Origin of the sequence: Pseudarthrobacter sulfonivorans (genome assembly GCF_014712225.1) — a bacterium.
GTDB classification, from domain to species: Bacteria; Actinomycetota; Actinomycetes; order Actinomycetales; family Micrococcaceae; genus Arthrobacter; species Arthrobacter sulfonivorans.
In genome coordinates, this window is the sequence record NZ_JACXBW010000003.1 from 353,364 (window position 1) to 375,536 (window position 22,173).

The following is a 22,173-nucleotide window of genomic DNA, read 5'->3' on the forward strand; positions in this document are numbered from 1 at the left end:
TTCCGGCCGGTGCGGCTACCGCCCCGTTTGGATCCGGGTTACTGGCCGCCTTTTTGGACGAAGGCGCGGACGAATTCTTCGGCGTTGGACTCAAGCACGCCGTCGATTTCGTCCAGGAGGTCATCGACGCCCTGGGTGGCGGCCGAAGCCTGCGCATCGGGAGCCGCTGGTGGTGCCTCGGGGATGTCTTCTTCGACTTCGGTGTCCCGCGACTGGGGCTGCTGCTGTTCCTGGCCTGCCATCTTAATCTCTCCTTCTGCAATCATCGGATCCGGGCGGATCTGCTGATACGCCCATATTGCCACGCTGCGCGCCCGTCGGCGCGGTTTACGCCGGAGGCGGAGCGGTGTTGTGACCAAGGAGTTCGGCGAGGAACGGTCCGGCCGTGCGGTGGCGGGCGAAGAGCCCACCCGTGAGGGCCTTTGTGCCGCGGAGGGGCTCCCGGGTAGGCACACGCTGCAGCCGGCCGTAGCCCGGGACATCGAAAATGACCGAGTCCCAGCTGGCCCCCACCACGTCCTTGCCGAAGCTGCTGACACAGCGTCCGCGGAAGAACGCGCGCGTGTCCGGCGGCGGTTCGGTCACGGCCGCGGCGATCGCGGCGTCGTTGACGATCCGCTGCATGCGGTTCCTGGCCAGGAAGCGGTAGTAAAGCCCCTTTTCGGGTCTGATGTCGGCCCACTGCAGATCCACAAGGCCAAGCCGGGCATCGTTCCAGGCGAGGTTGTCGCGGTCCCGGTAACCGTCCAGCAGGGATAGTTTTGCCAGCCACTCAACGGAGGTGGCCGCCGCGTTCCGGTCGGAATCGAGCTGCGTGAGGGTGGTGGCCCAGCGTTCCAGAACGTCGTGGGTGTGGCCGTCCCCGTCGACGGCGTCGGCAACGCCGGTGTCCTGCGCCAGCTTGGCCGCTGCCTCGTGGTACATCCACTGCAGATCCAAAGCCGTCACCCGGCGGCCGTCCAACAGCCTGAGCCTGGCGGTGAGTGAAGTGTCGTGGCTGACCGCCTGAAGGGCCTGCACCGGTTCGTAGACCTCCACCTTGGGCGCCAGGCCGGCCTCGATAAGGCTCAGGACGAGGGCCGTGGTGCCGAACTTGAGGTAATTCGAGGACTGGCTGAGGTTGGCGTCCCCGATGATGACGTGCAGGCGCCGGTATTTGTCGGCAGTGGCGTGAGGTTCGTCGCGGGTATTGATGATGGGACGGCGGATGGTGGTCTCAAGGCCCACCTCAGCTTCGAAAAAGTCCGCCCGCTGGCTGATCTGGTAGCCGGGCGTGGAACTGTCCTGCCCGAGTCCCACCCGCCCGGCACCACAGATGATCTGGCGAGTGACGAAGAATGGCGTGAGGCCACGCACGATGTCCCCGAAAGGCACGGAGCGGGGCATGAGGTAGTTCTCGTGGGAGCCGTACGAGACAGACTTGTTATCAGTATTGTTTTTATAAAGGTTGACCGGCGGGAGCTCAGGGTCCGACGCAAGGCGCCGCACCGCAGCCAGTGCCACCAGGTCTCCGGCCGCATCCCAGATCACTGCGTCCCGGGGGCTGGTAACCTCGGCGCTGGAGTACTCCGGGTGGGCGTGGTCCACGTAGAGGCGGGCGCCGTTCCCGAGCACCATGTTCATGAGCAGGCTGCCGGCCTCGTCCTCGCCGTCCAGTTCGAGTTCCTCGCGGCCGTAAGCCAGCGCCACGGCCTCGGCGTCGAGCACCGGCGGTTGGTCGGTGAGCTGGCTGGGGTGGGCAGAGGCGCGTTCGAGGGTCCAGCCGCGGGCATCGTGCAGCGGCTCCTCGTCGGTGTAGTCCCACCGGGTTTCGGCCCCGCCGGCTGCGCGCTGCCGCGTCACCTGGGCGTATGCCTGGACAACGCGTGCGGACATCATGGTGGCGTTGGCACCCGGTGCGGACGGGGCGTGGATGCCGTACTCCGTTTCCGCCCCCATGACGCGCATGGCACCGCCGGCGGGGAGGGCGTCCCCGGCGCGGCGTTCCGGGACTGCGGTCATAGGTACTGTCCCGTGCTGGGCATCGTTTCGATGGACTTGCCCGGCTCCTGTCCGGCCTTGCCCTGCACAATGGTGCGGATGTAAGTGATCCGCTCCCCCTTCTTGCCGGAGATCCGTGCCCAGTCATCAGGGTTGGTGGTGTTCGGCATGTCCTCGTGTTCGCGGAATTCGTCCACCACGGCACGCAGCAGGTGCTCTATCCGGAGGCCCTTCTGATGCAGGGTGAGCAGATCCTTGATGGCGTACTTCTTGGCCCGGTCCACAACGTTCTGGACAACGGCGCCGGAGTTGAAGTCCTTGAAGTAGAGCATCTCAGTGTCACCGTTGGCGTAGGTGACTTCGAGGTACTCGTTGGACTTCTCCGTGGAGTACATGGCTTCAACCGTGCGCTGGACCATGGCGTCCACGGTCGCCTGGACGTCGCCGTCGTGTTCGGCGAGGTCCGACTCATGGAACGGCAGGTCCGTCGTGATGTATTTGTTGAAAATGTCCGCCGCGGCTTCGGCGTCGGGACGCTGGATCTTGACCTTCACATCAAGGCGGCCAGGCCGGAGGATGGCGGGATCAATCATGTCCTCACGGTTGGACGCCCCGATGACAATGACATTGTCCAGCCGCTCCACGCCGTCGATCTCGCTCAGGAGCTGCGGCACGATGGTGGTCTCGACGTCGGAGGAGATCCCGGTGCCGCGCGTGCGGAAGAGTGAATCCATCTCGTCAAAGAACACCACTACCGGGCTGCCGTCCGAGGCCTTCTCCCTGGCCCTCGAGAAGATCAGGCGGATGTGCCGTTCCGTCTCCCCCACGTACTTGTCCAGGAGTTCCGGGCCCTTGATGTTGAGGAAGTAGCTCTTCAGGTCCACATTGCCGGTCCGCTCCGCCGCCCGCGCGGCAAGGGAGTTGGCAACAGCCTTGGCAATAAGGGTTTTGCCGCAGCCTGGCGGGCCGTACAGCAGAATGCCCTTGGGGGCCTTGAGGCCATGTTCCCGGTAGAGGTCCGGGTGGAGGAACGGCAATTCCACGGCATCCCGGATCTGCTCGATCTGCGGGCCGAGGCCGCCGATATCCTCATAGGTGATGTCGGGGACTTCTTCGAGGACCAGGTTCTCCACCTCGGAACGGGGGACTTTCTCGAGGGCATAACCCGTGCGCGAATCGATGGACAGCGCGTCACCCACCCTGAGCTTTTCGTTGAGCAGGGCGCCGGACAGCCTGATGACGCGTTCCTCATCCGCCCGGCCCACCACCAAGGCGCGGTCCGTACCCAGCATTTCCTTGAGGGTTGCCAGCTCGCCGGCGCGCTCATAGCCGAGGCCGGCAACAATCAGCAGGGCCTCATTGAGCAGGACTTCCTGGCCGACGGACAACTGGCTGATGTTCACCAGCGGGCTGATTCCCACGCGCATCTTCCGGCCGGCGTTGAAGATATCCGCGGACTCCTCGGTAGCGGCCTGCCCGCTGTTGCCAGCCGACGGCATGCGCCTGGGATTGAGCTGCAGGATGGTGCCGAAGCTGTAGGGGGGCTGGCCCTCCTGATCCAGGGCATTCTTCAGGCGCAGGATCTCGGCTTTCGCCGCTTCCAGCATGCTGACCAGCTTGGAATTGTTCTGCGTTGCAGCCGCAAGCTGGCGGTCGATGTGCCTGAGTTTGTCCCGAAGGACATTGACCTGCCTGTCCGCAACCGACAGTTCGTTGGCGGCAGCCTGCTCCGCGGGTGTCCGTCCGGAGTCCTGATTCGGCGTCTCCATCATGCATCAGCCCCTTCCTGCGCTTCTTATTAAGACCTTAGCCCCAAGTTGGCAGGTACTGCTGGAGACTCCCGAAATGTGGACTAGTTCGTGATCTCCGGGCCGTCCTTGACGTTGGTGCCGGCGATGGCATCACGTGCTGCCCTGCGGAGTTTCTTGTCGGAGACCAGCCGTTCGCCAACCGCGCCGGGAGTCCAGGCGTTGACATCGTCCTCGTTGAAGTCTGTCTTCGAGGGACGGCGCTTGACTGAAATGCCTGTGACGCCGTCGGCCAGCCGGCGAGTGACCAGGAGGAACCCGGTGTGGGCCACCATGCGGTGGTCCGGGCGCACCGCCAGGCCTTCCAGATGCCAGCCGCGGACCATGGACTCCCAGGCGTCCGGCTCGGTGAAGCGGCCGTCAGCGCGGATGGCCTCCGCGGTCCGGGACAGCTGGGTAACGGTGGCGACGTAGTTGATCCAGACGCCGCCGGGTGCCAGCACAGTGGCTACGGCATCGAGGCACTCCCAGGGTGCCAGCATGTCCAGGACCACGCGGTCCACGGAACCGGGAGCCTCGCTGCGGACTACTTCCTCCTGGAAATCGCCCAGCGAGATCTGCCAGGCAGGGTGCGGGCCACCAAAGATGGTCTCCACGTTGCCGCGGGCAATGTCTGCGAACTCTTCGCGGCGTTCGAAGGAGTGCAGGTAGCCGTTGTCGCCCACGGCGCGGAGCAGCGAGATGGACAGGGCGCCGGAACCCACCCCGGCTTCAACAACCCTGGCACCCGGGAAGATGTCGGCCATCGTGACGATCTGTCCGGCGTCCTTGGGATACACCACTGCGGCGCCGCGGGGCATGGAGAGGACAAAGTCGGAGAGGAGCGGGCGCAGCGTCTGGTATTGCTGGCCAACGTTGTTCACTACCACCGAACCGTCCGCCTGACCGATGATTTCATCATGGTTCAGGAAACCGCGGTGCGTGTGGAAGGCGCCCCCGCTTTCGAGAGTGATGGTGTTCATGCGGCCGCGTTCGTCGGTCAACTGGACCCGTTCGCCTTCACGGAAGGGTCCGCGGCGGCGGGCAGCCCCTACCGGCTGGGCTCCGCCGGCGGCAACACCGATGGTGGACGGTGTTGCGGTGTCGGCGGCAGATTCGCTGCTCATGAAATTTCCTCGCTCCTGTAAGACTGTGGGGCCACGCATGCAAAATGTCCGCCCGGCGCGTTCAGGCCCCGGGCGCCCTTTCGGCGGCAGTGCATGGCCGGCACGTAACTCTACCGGTTTTGGCCCTGCGGGTGCTTCTTCGACCGGACCGCCTTGCCAGTGATGGCGCTCACTATCGCGTTTTGCGACAACAGCCCCGTCACAGCGCCGCGGTGGTCAACCACGGCATATTCACGGCCCTCCAGCTGGGAAAGATATTGGATCAGCTCCTGCCCCTGGGACCATTCGGGGACATAGGCGCCGGCCACAAGTGCATAAGATACCGCCGTCGCAGGGGTTGAACCCGCGGCGGAGTCGGGAACTGCGGCGAGGGCACGCAAGTCCACAACACCCTCCGGCCGCCCCTCCGGCCCGCAGGTAACAACCGCGGTCCCCTCCGTTGACAGGCGGCGGATGTCCGCCACAGTGGCGGTCGCGGGAATTCCGACGGCGGGAGTTGCCAAAGCGGTTGCGCTCACCAGGTGCAGCCTGCCGCGCAGGGTGCCCTGCTGGATTGCTGCGCTGGCGCCCATCCACAGGAATCCGCCCACGAGTACGGTGATCATCAGGAGGCTGAAGTCTGGTGTCACGCCGGCCAGCAGCGGCATCGCAATGAACCAGAAGCCCAACGCCACCACAATGAGGCGGCCGGCCCAGCCGGCGGCGACGGTGCCCTTGGCCTGGCTGCCGGTGGCCTTCCAGACGGCGGATTCGACAATCCGGCCGCCGTCCAGCGGGAGTCCGGGAAGGACGTTGAAGATGCCAATGACGAAGTTGGCCCACATGAAGATGTTGGTCAGCGTGTCCGCCACAATGCCCAGGCTGCTGCCGGACAGGACCAGCCAGGCGCCGCCGGCGAGGACCAGGTTGGCGGCCGGTCCCGCCAGTGCCACGATGACGGAGCGGGCGGGGGTGGCGGTGAAGTTCTCAAACTGGGTATGGCCGCCCCAAAGATTCAGTACGATCTTCTGCGTGGGCCAGCCGTAGATCTTGGCCGTGAGGGCATGGGCCAGCTCGTGGACCAGGACTGAAATGAGCAGCAGCAACGCATAGGCGAATGCCACGTAGTAGGCGGTAATGCCGAAGGCCGGATTTCGTTGCAGCAGGACGGGTCCGTAGACGATGACCGTAAAGGCTGCAATCACAAACCACGAGTAGGCCAGGATGACCGGGATCCCAGCGATCCGGCCGAGGCGGATTCCCTCCCTGCGGGCAGGGGCGGGCGTGTCGCTCAAGACAGGCTCCCAAGCGTCTGCGCCTGGCCTGCGGCGGCTCCCAGGCTGCTGGCAGCAATGGCCTCCAGCTCTGAGACGGTACGCCCCGCAAGCGAATCCCAGGTTGTGTGCCGGGGATCGTCGGGGAGGGGAACGATATGCGGGATGGCCACCGTCGCGACCCCTGATGCAAGGGCCGCCGCGACCCCGGGCGCCGAGTCTTCCAGCGCAACACAATGATCGACGGTCAGCCCCGGGTCAGCCTCCTGAAGCAGCTCCACCGCTTTCAGGTACGCCTCCGGATGGGGCTTGCCCTGCGCGACGGTGTCTCCCGTCACCAGGAACTCGAAGTAAGGCTTCGGCAGGCTTGCCACGATCTCGCGGGCCAGCGGCCCCTCGGACATGGTGACCAGCGCACACCGCACGCCCGCCCGGTGCAGGTCATCGAGCAGTTCCCTCGCGCCGGGACGCCACGGGACGGCACGCTGGACGCTCTCGATGACCTCCGCGGTCAGTGTGTCGATGATCTGCCGGGTGCCCAGCCGCACGCCGGCGTCCTGCAGGACGCCGGCCGAAAACGTCAGGGCCTGCCCCACCAGTTGGGTGGCCTGATCGTGTGACCAGCTGCCTCCGTGAGCTTCCACGAGGGCGTGTTCCGCGGCGATCCAGTACGGTTCTGTGTCCACGATGGTGCCGTCCATGTCCCAAAGAACGGCGCGGAGTGGTGAATCGGAGGGTGAGGATCGCATGCGTTCAGTCTACGGTGCAAGGCTGAACGCCACCCGTGGGGTACGCCCTTGGCGAATATCGCCGGGCGTTCACGCATGGAATCGCGACCGGCGCACTTTTTGGCCCGGCATTCACTGCATCGCCCCGGCCCTTGGAAGTAGGGTGAAGAAATGAATAGCTTCGACGGAGACACCACGGAACCAGGTGCCGCGCCTGAACAGGAGCAGTTCCTGCTGCCAGTGGCCGATGGGCAGCGCATCACTGTGATGCTGGCGGCTTTTGAGGGCTGGAACGATGCCGGTGAGGCCGCCAGCGACTCGTTGCGCTACCTCAACAAGGTGTGGGGCGGCAAGAAGGTCGCGTCCATCGATGCCGACGAATACTACGACTTCCAGTTCACGCGTCCCACAGTCCGCCGCAACGCTTCGGGGGAACGCAAGATCAAATGGCCGTCCACCCGCATCTACAAGGCGGCCGCGCCGGATTCGAATGTGGACGTCATCTTCGTCCAGGGCATTGAGCCGTCATACAAGTGGCGGGCTTACACCGCCGAACTGCTGGTCCATGCCGAGGCGTTGAAAGTGGACTACGTGGTTCTGGTGGGGGCGCTGCTGGCCGATGTCCCCCATAGCAGGCCGATCCCGGTGAGTACATCCTCGGATGACGCCCCGCTGCGGGAACGGCTCAATCTGGAACCGTCCCAGTACGAAGGCCCCGTTGGCATTGTTGGGGTCCTGTCGGAGGTGGCGTTGCTGGCCGGCATTCCGACCCTTTCCTTATGGGCCGCGGTCCCCCATTACGTGGCCCAGGCCCCGTCGCCCAAGGCACAACTGGCCCTCCTCCACCGGGTCGAGGAACTTCTCCAGGTCCCGCTGGACACCCACGAGCTGGCGGAGGAGGCAGCCGCTTGGGAACGCGGCGTGGATGAGCTGGCTACCGAGGACCCGGAAATCGCCGCGTACGTCCGCCAGCTGGAGGAAGCCAAGGACACCGCCGACCTTCCGGAGGCGAGCGGCGAGTCCATTGCGCGCGAATTTGAGCGCTACCTTAAACGCCGGGGCCGCGACAAGCCTTGAAGCCAGGCGCTTCAGTGACCGCGGCCGCATCGCTGCCGCGGTCATTGGGTTAGAGCGGGATCACTGACTTAGAGAACGACGCCGAGCAACGCCTCGACTGCGTCGCTCACCAGGGCCAGATCCTGCTGGGAGCCTGTTTCTGCCGCCGCGTTCGCGGTGGCCGCCCACCGGTCAACAGCCGCCAGCGCCGTCGGCGCGTCGAGGTCGGCGGCAAGCGCAGACCTCATTTCACCAATCACACCTGCGGCTGAGCCGGCCGGCGCAGCGGCGAGGGCGCGCCGCCAGGCAGCAAGCCTGGTTTTGGCTTCCTCGAACCCCTCCGGAGTCCACGACCAGTCTGAACGGTAGTGGTGGGCCAGGATGGCAAGCCGGATGGCGGCCGGCTCCTCACCGTCTGCCCGGAGCCTTGATACCAGCACCAGGTTTCCCTTGGACTTGCTCATTTTTTCGCCGTCCAGGCCCACCATGCCGGCGTGGGCGTAGTGATGGGCCAGCGGGACGCCGGCCAGCGAATAGGCATGGCCGGCACCCATCTCGTGATGGGGGAAGATGAGGTCTGAGCCGCCGCCCTGGACGGTAAACGGTGCGGGAAGGTACTGCTGGGCGATGACGGTGCATTCGATGTGCCACCCCGGCCGGCCCTGACCAAGCTCACCGCCGGGCCAGCTGGGCTCGCCGTCGCGGGCTACCCGCCAAAGAAGGGGGTCCAGGGCCTGCCGCTTGCCGGCCCTGCCGGGGTCGCCGCCACGTTCGGCGAACAGCTCGAGCATTTCAGCCTCGCCGAGGCGCGAGATCGAACCCAGGGTCCAGGCATCAGGGGCCATCGACTGCTTTCCTGCGGCCTCGACGTCGTAGTAGACATCGCCGTCGGGCTCCCCCGCCGCGCCGGCCACGCGGTAGGCAAGTCCCAGTTGGAGCAACCGCTCAATGGCGGGAACGATCACGTCCACTGATTCGACGGCGCCAACGTAGTGGTCCGGGGCGATCACGTTCAGGGCTTCCATGTCCGTCTGGAAGAGGTCAATCTGGCTCGCTGCCAGGTCACGCCAGTCGACACCGGTGGCCGTGGCGCGCTCCAGCAGGGGGTCGTCCACGTCCGTAACGTTCTGGACGTAAGCGACCTTGAAGCCGGCGTCGCGCCAGGCCCTGTTCAGGAGATCGAACGCCACGTAGCTGGCAGCATGGCCCATGTGGGTGGCGTCATAGGGGGTGATGCCGCATACGTACATCGACTGCTCGCCACTCACTGGCAGGCTGACCTCACGTCCGAGGGCAGTGTCGAACAAACGGAGGGCCGGCATGGTGCCAGGCAGCACAGGAACAGGGCGGGAAGTCCAGGATTTCACAGCCCAAGCCTACTTCTAGGCGCTGATGACATTGAAACCGAGCAAAAGATAGAGAGCCAGGCCAAGGATGATCCGGTACCAGACGAACAGCCGGTAGCTGCGGGTGGAGATGAATTTGAGGAACCAGCCGATGATGACGTAGCCCACCACAAGGGCGATCACGGTGGCCAGCGCCGTCTCCGGAAGGCCGAACGGGCCGGTGATGCCGTCCTTTGAGACCACTTTGTACAGCTGGTACAGGCCACTACCGAACACTGCCGGGATGGCGAGGAGGAACGAGTAGCGTGCCGCGGCCTCGCGGGTGTAGCCCATCAGGAGGCCAGCGGTGATGGTGCCGCCAGAACGCGAGACGCCGGGGATGAGTGCCATGGCCTGGGCAAACCCGTACAGGATGCCATGCTTGTAGCTCAGCTGGGTCAGGTCCCTGTCCTGTTTTCCCACGGCGTCCGCCACGGCCAGGATCAGGCCGAAAACGATCAGCATCGTGGCGACGATCCAAAGGCTGCGCAGCACCGACTCGATCTGGTCCTGGAACAGCAGGCCCAGCACGATGATGGGCAGGCTGCCGAGGATCACCAGCCAGCCCATACGCGCGTCGGGGTCATGGCGCGGGACTCGTCCCGCCAGCGAGCCTGCCCAGGCCTTGACGATCCGGACGATATCGCGCCAGAAGTAGATCACCACGGCCGTTTCGGTTCCGAGCTGGGTGATGGCCGTAAACGCCGCCCCCGGATCCGACGCGTTGGGCAGGAACTGTCCCACAATCCGCAGATGCGCGCTTGATGAAATCGGTAGAAATTCGGTCAGACCCTGTACCAGGCCCAGCAGGGCCGCCTCAATCCAGTTCACGGTAAGACACTACGTCATGCCCCCTGTTGATTCCCCGTAAGCTTGCAGCTATGCAGCAGCGTTACGTCGGCAACAGTGGATTGCGAGTCTCCGCCCTTTCCCTTGGCACCATGTCCTGGGCCAACGAAACCGACGAACAGGATGCCTCGGAGATCTTGCGCACCTTTGTTGAGGGTGGCGGAAAGCACGTCGACACGGCAGCGTCCTACTCCGAGGGCGGCGCCGAAGCGATGATCGGCTTGTTGCTGGGTGACGTGGTCTCCCGCACCGAAGTCTCCATTTCCACCAAGGCGGGGACATCGACGTCGGAGGGCCGGCGGTCCGTGGACACCTCCCGCAGCGCAATGCTAAGCGCCCTGGATGCCAGCCTGGCAAGGCTGGGAACCGACTACGTGGACGTCTGGTTCGCCCAGGCATGGGACGGCAACGTCCCCTTGGACGAAACGTTGTCAGCCCTCGAATTCGCGGTCCGCAGCGGCCGTGCCCGCTATGCGGGCATTGCCAACTTCAACGGCTGGCAGAGCGCCAAAGCAGCCGCGATTGCCGGGTTTCCGCTCGTCGCCGCCCAGGCCGAGTACTCCCTGGTCCAGCGGAAACCGGAAGCGGAACTGGTCCCCGCCGTGGAAGATGCAGGCTTGGGGCTGATGGCGTGGGCGCCCTTGGGGCGCGGGGTGCTGACGGGCAAGTACCGCGGCAGCATCCCGGCGGATTCCCGGGCCGCACGCAGTGATACCGCGCCTTACGTGGAGCCTTATCTGGAGCAGCAGCCATCGAGCGTTGTGGAGGCCGTGGCTATGGCCGCGAAAGGCCTGGGCAGGACGCCGCTGGATGTTTCGCTGAGCTGGCTACTGGCACAGCATGGCGTTGCCACCGCCATCGTTGGCCCCCGAACACCGATCCAGGCGAAGGAGATCCTCGCTGCCCAGCTGACCCGGCTTCCGCCGGAGATAGCGCGTGCGCTGGAGGACGTGTCCGAACCCGCCTGATGTTGCGGGAACTGCCGCGGCTGAGGAAACTGAAGGGGCGACGCCCTTCACTCCTCGACGATTTCGAGGTCCTCATCATCGTCGATGCCGGATTCCTCGTCCTCGTCCTCATCGTCGTCAAAAACCTGAAGAGGCGTCACTTCGCTGTAGGCCTCGTAGAGAGCGTCTTCATAAACTTCGAAGGCATCTGCGACCGAAAAAAATGCCGCTTCGACGGCGGGATCCCCATCCCCACGCCTGCTGGATGCTGCTATAAGGTGTTCTTCCAAGGCGGTTGTCAGGGACTGAAGCGCGACACGCGGATCGATGCTCATGACTTCACGTTAGCCGGAAAAGGACGAAAATGGAGAGCAATGAAGGAACAATTTCTCACCAGCTCGGTCCGTAGGGAACGGGACATTCTGAAGCAGTACGAGTACCTCGTACTGACTGTCAGCCCTGTGGATTCATTGCCTGAGGCCAGGCGCCGGCTCGTGGAGCATTCCGAGTACGGCAAGTGGGAACTGGAGCGCAGTGTGCTGTACATGGGCGGCGGCCGGCGCTTTTGGCTCCGCCGGCGGGTCATGCAGGTCCAGCGGACCGTCTAGGCGTCCAGCGGCCGAGTCAGGCTGTGCCCCCAATACCTGAAACGCTCTCTCACTTAATGCGGGAAATCCACAAGCGCTCTCTCACTTTCCTGAGGAAAGTGAGAGAGCGCTTGTGAGAAACCCGCATTAAGTGAGAGAGCGTGTGAGGGGTGTTGCGCAGCCCTCGCCGGTTTTGCGCAGGCCGGCTGCCACGCCGTTGACATGATCAGCGGACCGTCCAAGTAGCGGAGGCCAGCGCACCGTCTAGGGGTCCAGCGGCCCCAGCCAGGCATTCGCCACCGTGTTGTGCGCAGATTCGTCATCCGACGGGTGGAAGATGCCGGCAAGGACGTCCCGGTACAGGCGCTCGAGTTCGGAACCGCGGAAGTAGCTGGAGCCTCCGCTGACCCTGATGGCAAGGTCCACAACACGGCGTGCGGTCTCCGTCGCATTCACCTTCAGGCCAACAAGTTTGGGGAACCACTGGGACCCGTGTTCGGCGAGGTTGTCGACGTCGCGGGTTACAGCCAGTAACTGGGGGTAGAGGGCGTCCATGGCCATGGCTGCTTCGGCGACCTTCCAGCGGATGTCCGGATCCTGTGCGTAGCTTCTGCCGTCGTTCTTGAAGGACGTGCGGCGTTTCACCGCCTCAATGCCGAGTGTCAGGGCCCTCTCGCCCATGCCTGTGTAGACAGCAGCGAGCAGTGACTCAAAACAGGCAAAAATGGCGAAGATCAGCGGATCGGCGTTGGGGCCCACCGGCAGTTTGCGGAAGATCCGGTCCGGGCGGACCTCAGCGCCGTCAAGGACCGTGGTGTTCGACTGGCTTGCCCGCATGCCCAGCGTGTCCCAGTCCTCCAGGATGGTGTAGCCGGCAGAATCCCGGTCGATAAAACCGTGTACGAGCTCACCCTCCCCTCCCCTGCCGCCGGTGTCTTTGCCGAAGATGCCCAGCCGGGTCCACGCCGGTGACAGGCTGGTGAAAATCTTCGTCCCGGTGAAGCTGTACGCTCCGCCAGGCAGCGGGGTAGCGGCCGTTTTCGAATCAAAGAGCACGGAGTCGTTTCCGGCCTCGGAATTGCCGAAGGCGAAGATCTCGCCCCGGGCGGCTTCCTGGAGGACGAAGTCCAGCGATCGGTCTCCCCTGGCAGCCAGGACCTGCGCGACGCCGGTCCAGACCAGATGCATGTTGATGGCCAGGGCGGTGGCCGGTGCCGCCGTTGCCAGCCTGCGCTGGCACTGCGCGGCCGATTCGAGCCCAAGCCCGAGGCCGCCGTCGGACGCTGGAACAAAAAGCTTCAGGTAACCGGCGGCGGTCAGTTGCTCAAGGTCCTCGACGAAGAAGGCATTGTCCCGGTCGTAGCCCGCGGCGCGGCCGCGGATGGCTTCCAGCACCTGGTCCGGGAGGACTTCCTCGGGCGTCATCTCCCGTGCCCTAGTAGTTGGTGAGGAGGGTGTTGAGGACCCGGGCACCGAATTTCAGGGAGTCCACCGGGACCCGCTCATCCACGCCGTGGAACATTCCCGTGAAGTCAAGATCGTCGGGCAACATGAGGGGCGCGAAGCCGTAGCCGGTGATGCCCAGCCGGCTGAGGGATTTGTTGTCGGTGCCGCCGGAAAGCGTGTAGGGCAGGACCTTGGCACCCGGGTCCTCGGAGTGGAGCGCATCGATCATGGAGTCCACCAGGTTCCCGGCGAACGGCACTTCCAGCGAGACGTCGTTGTGCACGTAGCTGACATCGACGCCGGACCCCGCGAGTTCCCGCACGATTTCCAGGACCTGTTCCTCCTGGCCGGGCAACGTCCGGCAGTCCACCAAGGCTTCCGCCGACTCGGGGATGACATTGTGCTTGTAGCCGCCCTTCAACAGTGTGGGATTGGTGGTGTTCTGGAGGGTGGCACCGACAAAGCGCGCCACCGTGCCGAGCTGGTCCAGCAGCCGGTCCGGATTCTCCGGATCGAATTCGACGCCGGTGAGTTCTGTCACGCCGTCCAGGAACTGCCGGGTGGTGGGCGTGAGTTCAATCGGCCACTTGTACTCACCGATTCGGGTCACCGCAGCTGCCAGCCGGGTCACGGCATTGTCCGTATTGATCTGCGAGCCGTGCCCTGCCCGGCCGTGGGCCACGAGGCGGAGCCAGGAGATACCTTTCTCGGCCGTTTGCAGGAGGTAGGTGCGCTGCCCGCCGATGGTTGCCGAGAACCCGCCCACTTCGGAGATGGCTTCTGTTGCGCCCTCGAACAGCTCAGGACGCTTGTCCACGGCGTAGCGGGCGCCGTATTCACCGCCGGCCTCCTCGTCGGCGAAAAAGGCGAAGACAATGTCGCGCTTGGGCTTCCGTCCCGACCTGGCAAGATCCCGCATCACGGACAGGATCATGGCATCCATGTCCTTCATGTCCACAGCACCGCGGCCCCAGATGAGTCCATCCTTCAGCTCCGCACCGAAGGGATCCACGGACCACTGATCGCGCAATGCGGGAACGACGTCAAGGTGCCCGTGCACCACCAGCGCACTGGCTGAGGGATCCTCGCCTGTCATCCTGGTGACAACACTTGCTCGACCGGGCGCAGATTCGAAGATCTCGGCCGCCAGGCCCACTTCTTCGATAAGCCCGGCGGTGTACTCGGCGGCCGCGCGCTCCCCCGGTCCGGAACCGTCACCGTAGTTCGAGGTGTCTATCCGAATGAGTTCCTGGCAGATCCGGACAACTTCATCCTCGGCGCGGGTGTCAGACATGGAAACTCCTTGGGCGATGGGAAGGCTGCAAAGGACCTGGGTTTTTGTGTGCCTTCAGCCTACCCATCAGCCCCGATTGGATGTTTCCGGAAAAGTCGTGTTAGAGTCTTTCTCGCTGCTTCGGAGAAAAGCGAAACGCTGAAAGGCGGAACGAACTCCGGATTACCACCTGCGCGGGTGGCGGAATGGCAGACGCGCTAGCTTGAGGTGCTAGTCCTCGAAAGGGGGTGGGGGTTCAAGTCCCCCTCCGCGCACAAACGGGAAAACCCCTGGAATCCAACGATTCCAGGGGTTTTTTCTGTCTCCACCCACGCGAGCTCCGTTTTCACCCACGCGGATGCTGAAAAGCGACACCTGTGGGCCGATCCACCGCACATAGTGCGCATGTGGCAGAAGGCGGACTCAGCGGACAGCGCCAAATTTCTGCTCACGGTCCTCAAAGCGCACGCTCGCGGAGCGCCGGGATACCGTGCGCGCCATGTGGGATTCTTCCTCGGCCAGGGTCCTTCCAGGCCACGAAGAGGGCCCTGCTGTCAGTGACGGGGGGGCCCTCATTTCGAACACTTTGTGAACGGTCAGTGACCGTCGGGCCGGACCATACCGTCGTCGCCGCGGAACTCGGATTCGGCAGCGAAAGTGGGTGCCGCGGTGTTCGCCGGGGCGCGTTCTGCCTGCCGGCGCTGCGCGCGGTGATCCTCGAGCCGGGAGCGGACCGCGGCGACAAGGCTGCGGGCCACGACGGCCGGGTTCCACGCTTCGGCTGCGGCCAGCTTCCCCTCGTCGGTGCCCGCGGCCCGGCGCTTGAGCTGCCAGATGGCGGTCAGGCCGACGGCGGTCCAGAGCAGCAACTCGACGATGCCGGGCAGGAACGCGAGCAGGTCGACTAGGAAGGAGACCAGCACGACGCCGGCGACTGCTGCCACCCCCACCATCAGGAGCTTGGTGTCGAAGGACCCGCTGCCCTGGCCGGCTCCGGCCGCGCGCCGGGTGGGGTCGCCTGATACCGCAGCTGGACGGCCGGAGCCCGCGTAGGGTGAGGTGTCCGCGGGCTGTCCCGTCATCGGCGCGTAGGCCGGCTGGGCAGGGGCGGCGGTATTACCTTGCTCGGCGGGGTTTCCATACGCCTGGTACCCGCCCCCGGCCGCGATATCCTGGCGCTTGCGCAGCAGAATACCTGTGATCAGTGCGGCAATGCCGAGGATCATGAGGACAGCCATGATGATGGTCATGGTGTTGGCGTAGGTGGTGCAACGGCCGCCGGAGAGCAGGTTCACGAAGGACTGGCCGGTGGTGGTGCCCCCGGTGAGGCTTTGAAGTGCCGACGGGCAAAGGCCGGAGTAGCCGCCCTCGCTGTACGGAACGAGCCCGGCAATAACCCCCGCGACGATAAGGGCGCCGCCTCCCACGTAGCTGGTGACTCTGCCGAAAATACGGCCGGTTTGAACTGTCATGGTTTCCCCCAATGATGCCGCCCCCATTGGGCGCTGAGGGTTATCGTATCGGCGTTTTGTCCATCGACGGCAGTAATTGACCGAACATTGCGGGGGTGGCGCTCCCGGCCGTGTTCCTGCTCCATCCACGCCCGTGCGAGGAGCCCGTCCATGGATCTCCGCACGCCGCAAATACTCTCAACGTCGGCGGCCGGCCTGTCGTGTTCGATTTCGCTGCAGCGCCCGAGCTGCGGAGGATCGCCGCCGACATCGTTAGTCTCCATCGCGAACACGCCGCTCCTGCAGATTCGCCGGCACGGGTCTTGGCCGCGGCTTAGGCTGGATCCATGCCGCCCTCCCCCGTACCCTCGCCGCTGAGCCCCTTGGCTCTGGACTGGTGGCAGAACGTTGCGCTTTTCAGCCCGGCAGCCGTACTTCTGGCCGCCGTGCTGGCTGCGCTGATCAACTGGCGGATCCTGAGGCAGCGCACCAAGGCAGACAACACGGCGCTGGAACAGAAGCGGGAGGCCGATCGGAGAGCCCTCGAGCAGAAGACGGCCGCCGACAACCGGGCCGAATGGTGGAGGCGGGCCCAATGGGCGCTGGACAGCTCACTGTCAGACGACCCGGGCCGCGCCAAGCTTGGGCTGGGAATCATGACCGTGCTGGCCGCGAACCCGCCAGGCCCGGACGAAGTCCGCATCACCACTATCGCCTGGGAGGACCCGCTCCAGGTCGCCGAAGATGATGTCGCTGATGAAGGTCCCGTCGACACTCTTGAGAACCCGCTGGCCACCTACACCACCCCTGGAACGGTGCCTGCGGCCAGGCCCGGCGGGAGGCTCTTCGAAAGCCTTGAACCCCGGGGCGGTGTGGACGGTGAGCCGAAACCGGGCGACAATGGATCAACGACCGACGAAAAGGAGTAGTGGATGATGACTGCCCAGGAATCCGACGCCGGGCACAACTCCGCCTCCACGGCCGAGGGCCAGGCGGCGCACCGCGCCGACGCTCCAGAACCGAAGAGACATCGCGCCGCCTCCTATGACCGCGGGGTTCAGATTGCGGCCGCCCGCCTTCGCCTCGTCACGGACAGCCAGCTCGGGCTGGTAACACCCGACTGGGTCAAGGAACTGGCTGCCGGCAAGCCCCGCACCCGCGTCTCCTAAGCAGGCAGGCATCCCGGTGCTGTTGGCTCGTATCCGCTGCAGTTTGCGACGCCCTCATCCAGAGCCGGACTCCATCGCGCCCGCCCGTCGCCCGGCATCCGTCGGCCCAGAGGACCGGAAAGTTTAGATCGCTGTGAACACGGCACGGATTACCGCGGATTCCCTTGGCTGACCGTCAGAACGCCAGGACCTGCGGGACGACGTCGTCAACTCAGCCCTGCTGACAGCGCTTCAGCACACGGGCGTTGACATCGCCGCCAGCGCGGCCCTGTCGCGCAGGTGGAACCACGTCCGTTACGTCGCCTCGGTGCCCAAGGATCTGCGCAGTAACTACGCGGATCCACGGACGTAACGAATCTGACGGCTCGCATCCCGCGGGCCGCCATAATGCACAATTGTTTTTGGGCGCCAACAACGTCGCCCGGCCAAGAATGCATCAACGACGAAGCACCACTGGCCGCCATTTTGGGGGGAACATGAAAAACGAATACCATCTCGCGGACGGCTCGCCACGCTACGGGCATCGTAACGAGGCGTCATCTGCCGGACATGCAGCTCCGGCCGCCACCGTCCGTGTCGAGGACGCAGCCGAAGGTGCGGCCCGTCTGAGCCTGGATGACATGGCCGCGGCCATCAACCGCCGGCTGGGCAGTGCCTGGGCGGACGCACCTGACCCGGCCGTTGCCTCGCTCCGCAAGGACCACCCGGAGGAGCTGGCCGCGGCCCGTGCCCTCGTCAAGCTGCACCTGGGCTCCCAGAGGCAGTGGCGGTTCAGGGCCCAGGCCGTCCGGGACAAGCAGTTGGAGGGCGTGGTGGCCCGTCGGAAGGCCTCCGGCAGCGCCTTGGAGATCCTCGTGATGCGACTGGGGCTGATGGCCGTCTTGATTGCCCTCCCGGCCTATATCGTCGTTACCGATCGGGACAACATCGTGAAGCTCCTCGTGGTCGGTGCGCTTTGCCTCGCGGGGGCCTTTGCCGGCGGACATTTCCTGACCGTCCGGGCGCGCGTCCCGGTGATGCCGGACATCCGCGGTCCATGGCTGAGCGAGCTCCGCGAGGACATCGTCAACGCGACTCTGGTGTCCATCCTGCAGAACAAAGGTGATCTCGAACCCCGCGTTGTGGCAGCAGGCCGGCGAGGTTGGGAAGGCATCCAGGCGGCATCAAAGGCCGCTGCAGCGATTCAGAGCTGACAAAGCCCGGCGTCGAAGCCCCCGAGCGACGATCGCGCAGGGCGGTATCTGCCGCGTGCCGAAAAGTGTCCAGGTACGAAGGGAGCGTACTGGGGCTGACGTACTGCTGCGCGAAAGGGGCGCCCATGGCGCATACGGCAGCGGGCGGTCCGTACGCGGCTCGTTGCCGGGCCGGCCCCCACCATGCGGGGGAATGGCCGTTGAGGTCTTCTAGCGGACTTGGACCTGGACTCGGTCGACCTTCCAGATGCCGCTGTCCAATTTCATGTTGACTTTGGCGTACTGGATCTCGTCGTCATCTGCCGTCTTTACCGAGGTCACGCGCTCGGCCTCCGATTTGCTGACCGGCTGGCCGTCGCGCATGTACTGGCCGGTGAAGGTGCAACTGAGGTAGCCCTGCTCCAGAGACACTGAGGTCTGTTGGTGCATGGGGCAGTACATGGCCGTGACCTGGTAGGTGTAGCCGGCGTTGCGGGCCGGGTATTGACCGGTCCCCCAGTCGGTCTGGTCCTTGTTCAGCTCGCGGTAGCTGGCGGTGATGATGTTCTTCTCGAACAGTTCCTCGTAGACCGACGTTGGGGTCTCGTGCACCGGCGACGCGGCGTTCAGGATTTCCGGGAGAGCTGTGTAGGCCCGAAGCCGCGCAACCTTCTCTTCCGGGGTGGTAATGGACTCGACGTACTGGCTCATCGGGTCCTTCTCCCATTCCATCGTGCCGAGCGGCGCCAGCGCGGCGGGGGCATACGTGGGCTCAGGGGTCACGCTGACATGGACAGCCCGCGTGCCATCCGAGGCGTTGTACGCCGCCTCGTACTGGACCTCGACCCCGGGCGCGCGCCCCGTACCCAGGTCGTTTCTCTCGGAGAAGTCCGCGACCTTGGTGATGGCCTCGATCCACCGGGACGTGGCGTAGCCCGGGATCCCGTACTTCTTGATGCCGTCGTTGAGCATCGCATAATAGGCGTCGTTGGAATCAGCTGTGATGGTGTAGTTGATCTCGGTGACGTCCACGCCGCCGTCGGAGACGCTGAAGTGAAGGGACTTGGTCCTGGCTTCCACTACCCCCTTCGGTCCGACGATTTTGAGTTCGATGCCATCGGGGGCGTCGATGCTGGCGCTCTTAGCGGTACTGTCCAGACCGGCGGCGCCCCGGGTGAGCTTTCCGGAGCGCATGTCCAGAACTGCTATCTTCGTTTCCTTGATCTGGTCCATGCCGGGGGCATCCAGCGTCGAATAGAAGGGCTTTGTGTCCAGCGGCCCGTCACCTCCGCTTCCAGGGGACTGGGCGCAGCCGGCCAGCAGCAGTGGGACGAGCAGGAGCAGGGCGGCAGAGCGTTTCAAGATTCCCCCAAGGAAGTTTGCGGCCGGACCGGGTCAGTTTATGTGTCATCTGTCCCGAAATATGCGTAGGCGTGTCGTACCGCTCGCGCGTCGGAGGCTTTCAGGAACGACGACCTCTAGCCACCACGGTGTACTTCCCTTGCAGTCCCAGCTACTGGCCGTGTCCAAGTATGGCGCCAGAGAGGAGTCCCTTCGGGCGGCATGCGGACCATGTGTGCGGAATCACGGCACCGCTCCCGGGCACAAAGAAGCGCCTTGGCAGCGGGTGGCTGCCAAGGCGCTTCGCTGCCGCTGGGTTATTTCTTGGCGAACGTCAGCTGGATGGCCGTGATCGGGTAGTCCAGGCTTGTCGTTGCCGGCGCGCCCTTGTCCATGTTGCGTTGAAGGGTGCCTGCCGAGTGCACCTTGTAGTCGACGGTGAAATCGGTTGCGGCAGCCGGCACTTCGAAGACCAGATTGAATGTCGCCCGACCGTTCGAGGAGAGGATCTTGTCGTTATCCATGCTCTTGGCTTCGACAGTGAACTTTTCACCGCTGACGTTGGAGACGGACGCCGCATTGACGTTCAGCGCGGTGTCGTAGTAGCTGTTTGCCCTGGAGTTCTCGCTGGGAAAATTCACGCTCTTGCCGAGGAACTTTGTGCTCCCCGCGCGTGCAGTGCCGGACACGACCAGCCACGCCTTGCCTTCGGCGGCCCACCCGTTCTTTTCGTCGTACGGTGTCCGGGTCGCCGTCAAAGCATCCGAAGAGAATTGGGTGTACACGCCGTCCTTGGTGTGATCGCCTATTTCGAGGTCAGCGGGTTTGGCACCCTTCGCCGTGCCGGTCACACCGTCGTAGTACGCAGTGGCAGTGGTGGTGAGATTGCCGTCAGCGAGGGATACAGTCTGCGTCAATCCTTCGTAGGTGATGGCTAGGGCGAGGTCTTTACCGTCGCCGGGCACCGCCATGGTCACGGTACCGGAGCGCAGGACGCCGATCGGATAGTTTTTCCCGCCGGAGGTGAAGGCCAGGGTGGTCTTCGGCTGTGCAGGTTCGGAGTTCCCGTAGAAGGTGGTGCCCGTGGAGGCCTTGATGCTGGTGAAGTCCACGGTGGCCTTCCCGAACCTGTTGCCGTCACCGGCCTTCAAACGGTCCGAGGCTCCACCGGTGCGGTCGCTGATCTTGACGCTGCTGACCTTGATGGCCCCGTCAGGGGTCACTACCTGTGTTCCGGAGCCGCTGCCGCTTGTGGAGGATGAGTCCCAAATGGCCTGTTCGGCGGTTGCGGCCTTCGTGTCCGGTTCGGGCAGGTCGGTTTTGTCCGAGGCTTTCTTGCCGTCGGCGCGGTACAGGGAGGTATTGGCGCCCGGCTGGCCCGTGCCGAAGCTGGTTCCGGAGCCGAGGATAATTTTGTCGGCGCCTTCCGGGGACCCGGAGAGCTTGACCGCATCCCAGGTGGTTTGATCCTGGCCCAGGTAGTGAACGGGGCCGCAGAGGGCGGTGTCGCCGAGGACACCCTCGGCGCCCTTCTGGACGAAGCAGCGGGAGTCATCCACGACGGTAGCTGCGATGCCGTTGGCCCGGTGTTGCGCCCAGGCGCTGTCCAGTGACTCGATGGACTTGTCCAGCTGGGAGACTTCCACGCCGCTGAACGTGTGCTTTTCTCCGCCGCAGCCAGTCAACAGGACAGATGCGAGCAGGAAGGTTCCTGCTGCGACGGCCGCCTTAGCGGCCGGGATGGATCGGATGGTCATAGAGCCTCAGATTCTGTGCAAACGGGATACATCGTGACGGGTGCATCGACCGCCATGCCGCGCATATGTACGGCGTGGTTGATCAATGTCACCGGTCAGACAGGCCCCGGCTCCGGCAGAATCCTGCCGCCCCCAAGTGAAAGTACAGCGTTTGGACTATCACTCCGTCAAGCCGCCATACTCAAGGGCCGCCCTGAACGACGGCGGGACACGCAGCGAGGACCCGCGATCACAGATGCTTTCACTTGCGTCAAAGTCCAGCCGGCGGGCGCCGGCGTAGGCCCTGATCCGGTCCCGGACCGTGTCGAATCAACGCTGCGGTTCGGGGTCAAGGAGCAGCTGCAGCCGGGCAGGCGCCGGTCGAGACTCGCGGCGACACGAATCCCATGGTGCCGGGTGGCACGATCTCCGCGCCGGCGGCGGGTGCCGCCACACCAGGTGCTCTGTCCTTCTTCTTTATGACCGCGCTTCTTTATGACCGCGACGACGGCCGAATCGATGGGGACGATCAGAGCATTCGTCGGGATCGTCGATGGATGCACTGGCACCTCTGCGGTGGCCCGTGGCCGGAGGGCGCAGGAAGAATCTGCTCCTCCTCAGCGGATCTGTCGTCGCCCCGGCCGGCATCCTGGCGGGGGTCCAGCGATGCCCCTGCCGGGGTTGCCCATTGCGTCCCCGGTGAGACCGAACGTGGTCCGGTGGCCAGATGACCGGACCCTTGCGAGTCTGCCGGCGTCCGTCTCGGAAACCCTCAGCCGGGACGGTAGCGGGACAGGCCAGGTTGAGCGATGCGAACGGCCGGGTGACCAACGCCTCCGGCAATTTGTCCGGATTGGGGCCCTTCGGGTGGGTGGCGTCGTTGATT

20 protein-coding genes and 1 tRNA gene are annotated in these 22,173 nt (G+C 64.7%); 7 read left to right on the forward strand and 14 right to left on the reverse strand.

Annotation, left to right across the window (positions count from 1 at the left end):
* Positions 1–38 precede the first annotated feature (38 nt).
* The 6 genes from IAQ70_RS06020 to IAQ70_RS06045 all read right to left on the reverse strand — a co-directional run bounded on the left by IAQ70_RS06020 (position 39) and on the right by IAQ70_RS06045 (position 6,896).
* Entirely contained in the window at positions 39–242 is a 204-nt protein-coding gene (locus IAQ70_RS06020; protein ID WP_190988393.1) for a ubiquitin-like protein Pup, read from the reverse strand.
* An 85-nt stretch (positions 243–327) separates the two neighbouring features.
* Positions 328–2,001: a depupylase/deamidase Dop gene (gene dop, locus IAQ70_RS06025; protein WP_190988394.1), complete on the reverse strand. Its 1,674-nt coding sequence runs from the start codon at positions 1,999–2,001 to the stop codon at positions 328–330.
* Positions 1,998–3,749 (reverse strand): proteasome ATPase, encoded by a 1,752-nt coding sequence (gene arc / locus IAQ70_RS06030; RefSeq protein ID WP_190988483.1) that lies wholly within the window; start codon positions 3,747–3,749, stop codon positions 1,998–2,000. Before arc ends, dop begins: the two co-directional genes overlap by 4 nt.
* Before the next feature lie 83 nt (positions 3,750–3,832).
* Entirely contained in the window at positions 3,833–4,894 is a 1,062-nt protein-coding gene (locus tag IAQ70_RS06035) for a tRNA (adenine-N1)-methyltransferase (RefSeq protein ID WP_190988395.1), read from the reverse strand.
* A 110-nt stretch (positions 4,895–5,004) separates the two neighbouring features.
* Positions 5,005–6,168: a site-2 protease family protein gene (locus tag IAQ70_RS06040; protein ID WP_190988396.1), complete on the reverse strand. Its 1,164-nt coding sequence runs from the start codon at positions 6,166–6,168 to the stop codon at positions 5,005–5,007.
* Positions 6,165–6,896, reverse strand: a complete 732-nt coding sequence (locus IAQ70_RS06045) for an HAD family hydrolase (protein ID WP_190988397.1) — start codon at positions 6,894–6,896, stop codon at positions 6,165–6,167. Before IAQ70_RS06045 ends, IAQ70_RS06040 begins: the two co-directional genes overlap by 4 nt.
* Before the next feature lie 150 nt (positions 6,897–7,046).
* Between IAQ70_RS06045 and IAQ70_RS06050 the strand changes: the two genes are divergently transcribed.
* Positions 7,047–7,952, forward strand: coding sequence for a PAC2 family protein (locus IAQ70_RS06050; protein ID WP_190988398.1), 906 nt, complete (start codon positions 7,047–7,049; stop codon positions 7,950–7,952).
* A gap of 68 nt (positions 7,953–8,020) precedes the next feature.
* Here the strand turns inward: IAQ70_RS06050 and mshC are convergent, their stop codons facing one another.
* Together mshC and IAQ70_RS06060 are read right to left on the reverse strand one after the other, a co-directional pair.
* Positions 8,021–9,298 carry a cysteine--1-D-myo-inosityl 2-amino-2-deoxy-alpha-D-glucopyranoside ligase gene (gene mshC, locus IAQ70_RS06055; protein WP_190988399.1) on the reverse strand — a complete coding sequence of 426 codons (1,278 nt, stop codon included), beginning with the start codon at positions 9,296–9,298 and terminating at the stop codon, positions 8,021–8,023.
* Between the two features lie 15 nt (positions 9,299–9,313).
* On the reverse strand, positions 9,314–10,147 hold the full coding sequence (locus tag IAQ70_RS06060) for an undecaprenyl-diphosphate phosphatase (protein ID WP_190988400.1): 834 nt from the start codon (positions 10,145–10,147) through the stop codon (positions 9,314–9,316).
* A 50-nt stretch (positions 10,148–10,197) separates the two neighbouring features.
* Between IAQ70_RS06060 and IAQ70_RS06065 the strand changes: the two genes are divergently transcribed.
* Positions 10,198–11,133 (forward strand): aldo/keto reductase, encoded by a 936-nt coding sequence (locus IAQ70_RS06065; RefSeq protein WP_190988401.1) that lies wholly within the window; start codon positions 10,198–10,200, stop codon positions 11,131–11,133.
* A 47-nt stretch (positions 11,134–11,180) separates the two neighbouring features.
* Here IAQ70_RS06065 and IAQ70_RS06070 read toward each other — a convergent pair whose 3' ends face one another.
* Positions 11,181–11,447 (reverse strand): hypothetical protein, encoded by a 267-nt coding sequence (locus IAQ70_RS06070; RefSeq protein ID WP_190988402.1) that lies wholly within the window; start codon positions 11,445–11,447, stop codon positions 11,181–11,183.
* Between the two features lie 39 nt (positions 11,448–11,486).
* Here IAQ70_RS06070 and IAQ70_RS06075 point away from each other — a divergent pair, with 39 nt between their 5' ends.
* Positions 11,487–11,720 (forward strand): DUF5703 family protein, encoded by a 234-nt coding sequence (locus IAQ70_RS06075; RefSeq protein WP_190988403.1) that lies wholly within the window; start codon positions 11,487–11,489, stop codon positions 11,718–11,720.
* A 243-nt stretch (positions 11,721–11,963) separates the two neighbouring features.
* Here the strand turns inward: IAQ70_RS06075 and IAQ70_RS06080 are convergent, their stop codons facing one another.
* Together IAQ70_RS06080 and IAQ70_RS06085 are read right to left on the reverse strand one after the other, a co-directional pair.
* Positions 11,964–13,124: an acyl-CoA dehydrogenase family protein gene (locus IAQ70_RS06080; protein WP_190988404.1), complete on the reverse strand. Its 1,161-nt coding sequence runs from the start codon at positions 13,122–13,124 to the stop codon at positions 11,964–11,966.
* Positions 13,125–13,134: 10 nt separating this feature from the next.
* The gene (locus tag IAQ70_RS06085) at positions 13,135–14,439 is read right to left on the reverse strand and encodes a M20/M25/M40 family metallo-hydrolase (protein ID WP_190988405.1); all 1,305 of its coding nucleotides are present in this window, start codon (positions 14,437–14,439) and stop codon (positions 13,135–13,137) included.
* Between the two features lie 171 nt (positions 14,440–14,610).
* On the opposite strand from IAQ70_RS06085, the gene IAQ70_RS06090 reads away from it, so the two are divergent.
* A tRNA-Leu gene (locus IAQ70_RS06090) sits at positions 14,611–14,693 on the forward strand.
* A gap of 321 nt (positions 14,694–15,014) precedes the next feature.
* Here the strand turns inward: IAQ70_RS06090 and IAQ70_RS06095 are convergent.
* The gene (locus tag IAQ70_RS06095; protein WP_190988406.1) at positions 15,015–15,890 is read right to left on the reverse strand and encodes a hypothetical protein; all 876 of its coding nucleotides are present in this window, start codon (positions 15,888–15,890) and stop codon (positions 15,015–15,017) included.
* A gap of 326 nt (positions 15,891–16,216) precedes the next feature.
* Here IAQ70_RS06095 and IAQ70_RS06100 point away from each other — a divergent pair, with 326 nt between their 5' ends.
* The 3 genes from IAQ70_RS06100 (at position 16,217) to IAQ70_RS06110 (ending at position 18,231) form a co-directional block, all read left to right on the forward strand.
* Positions 16,217–16,798: a hypothetical protein gene (locus IAQ70_RS06100; protein ID WP_190988407.1), complete on the forward strand. Its 582-nt coding sequence runs from the start codon at positions 16,217–16,219 to the stop codon at positions 16,796–16,798.
* Positions 16,799–16,801: 3 nt separating this feature from the next.
* Complete coding sequence (locus IAQ70_RS06105; protein WP_190988408.1) at positions 16,802–17,038, forward strand: hypothetical protein; 237 nt, start codon at positions 16,802–16,804, stop codon at positions 17,036–17,038.
* A 476-nt stretch (positions 17,039–17,514) separates the two neighbouring features.
* Positions 17,515–18,231, forward strand: a complete 717-nt coding sequence (locus tag IAQ70_RS06110) for a hypothetical protein (protein WP_190988409.1) — start codon at positions 17,515–17,517, stop codon at positions 18,229–18,231.
* 210 nt (positions 18,232–18,441) lie between these two features.
* Here IAQ70_RS06110 and IAQ70_RS06115 read toward each other — a convergent pair whose 3' ends face one another.
* Both IAQ70_RS06115 and IAQ70_RS06120 read right to left on the reverse strand, forming a co-directional pair.
* Entirely contained in the window at positions 18,442–19,572 is a 1,131-nt protein-coding gene (locus tag IAQ70_RS06115) for a hypothetical protein (protein ID WP_190988410.1), read from the reverse strand.
* 296 nt (positions 19,573–19,868) lie between these two features.
* The gene (locus tag IAQ70_RS06120) at positions 19,869–21,308 is read right to left on the reverse strand and encodes a hypothetical protein (RefSeq protein ID WP_190988411.1); all 1,440 of its coding nucleotides are present in this window, start codon (positions 21,306–21,308) and stop codon (positions 19,869–19,871) included.
* Between the last annotated feature and the right edge of the window lie 865 nt (positions 21,309–22,173).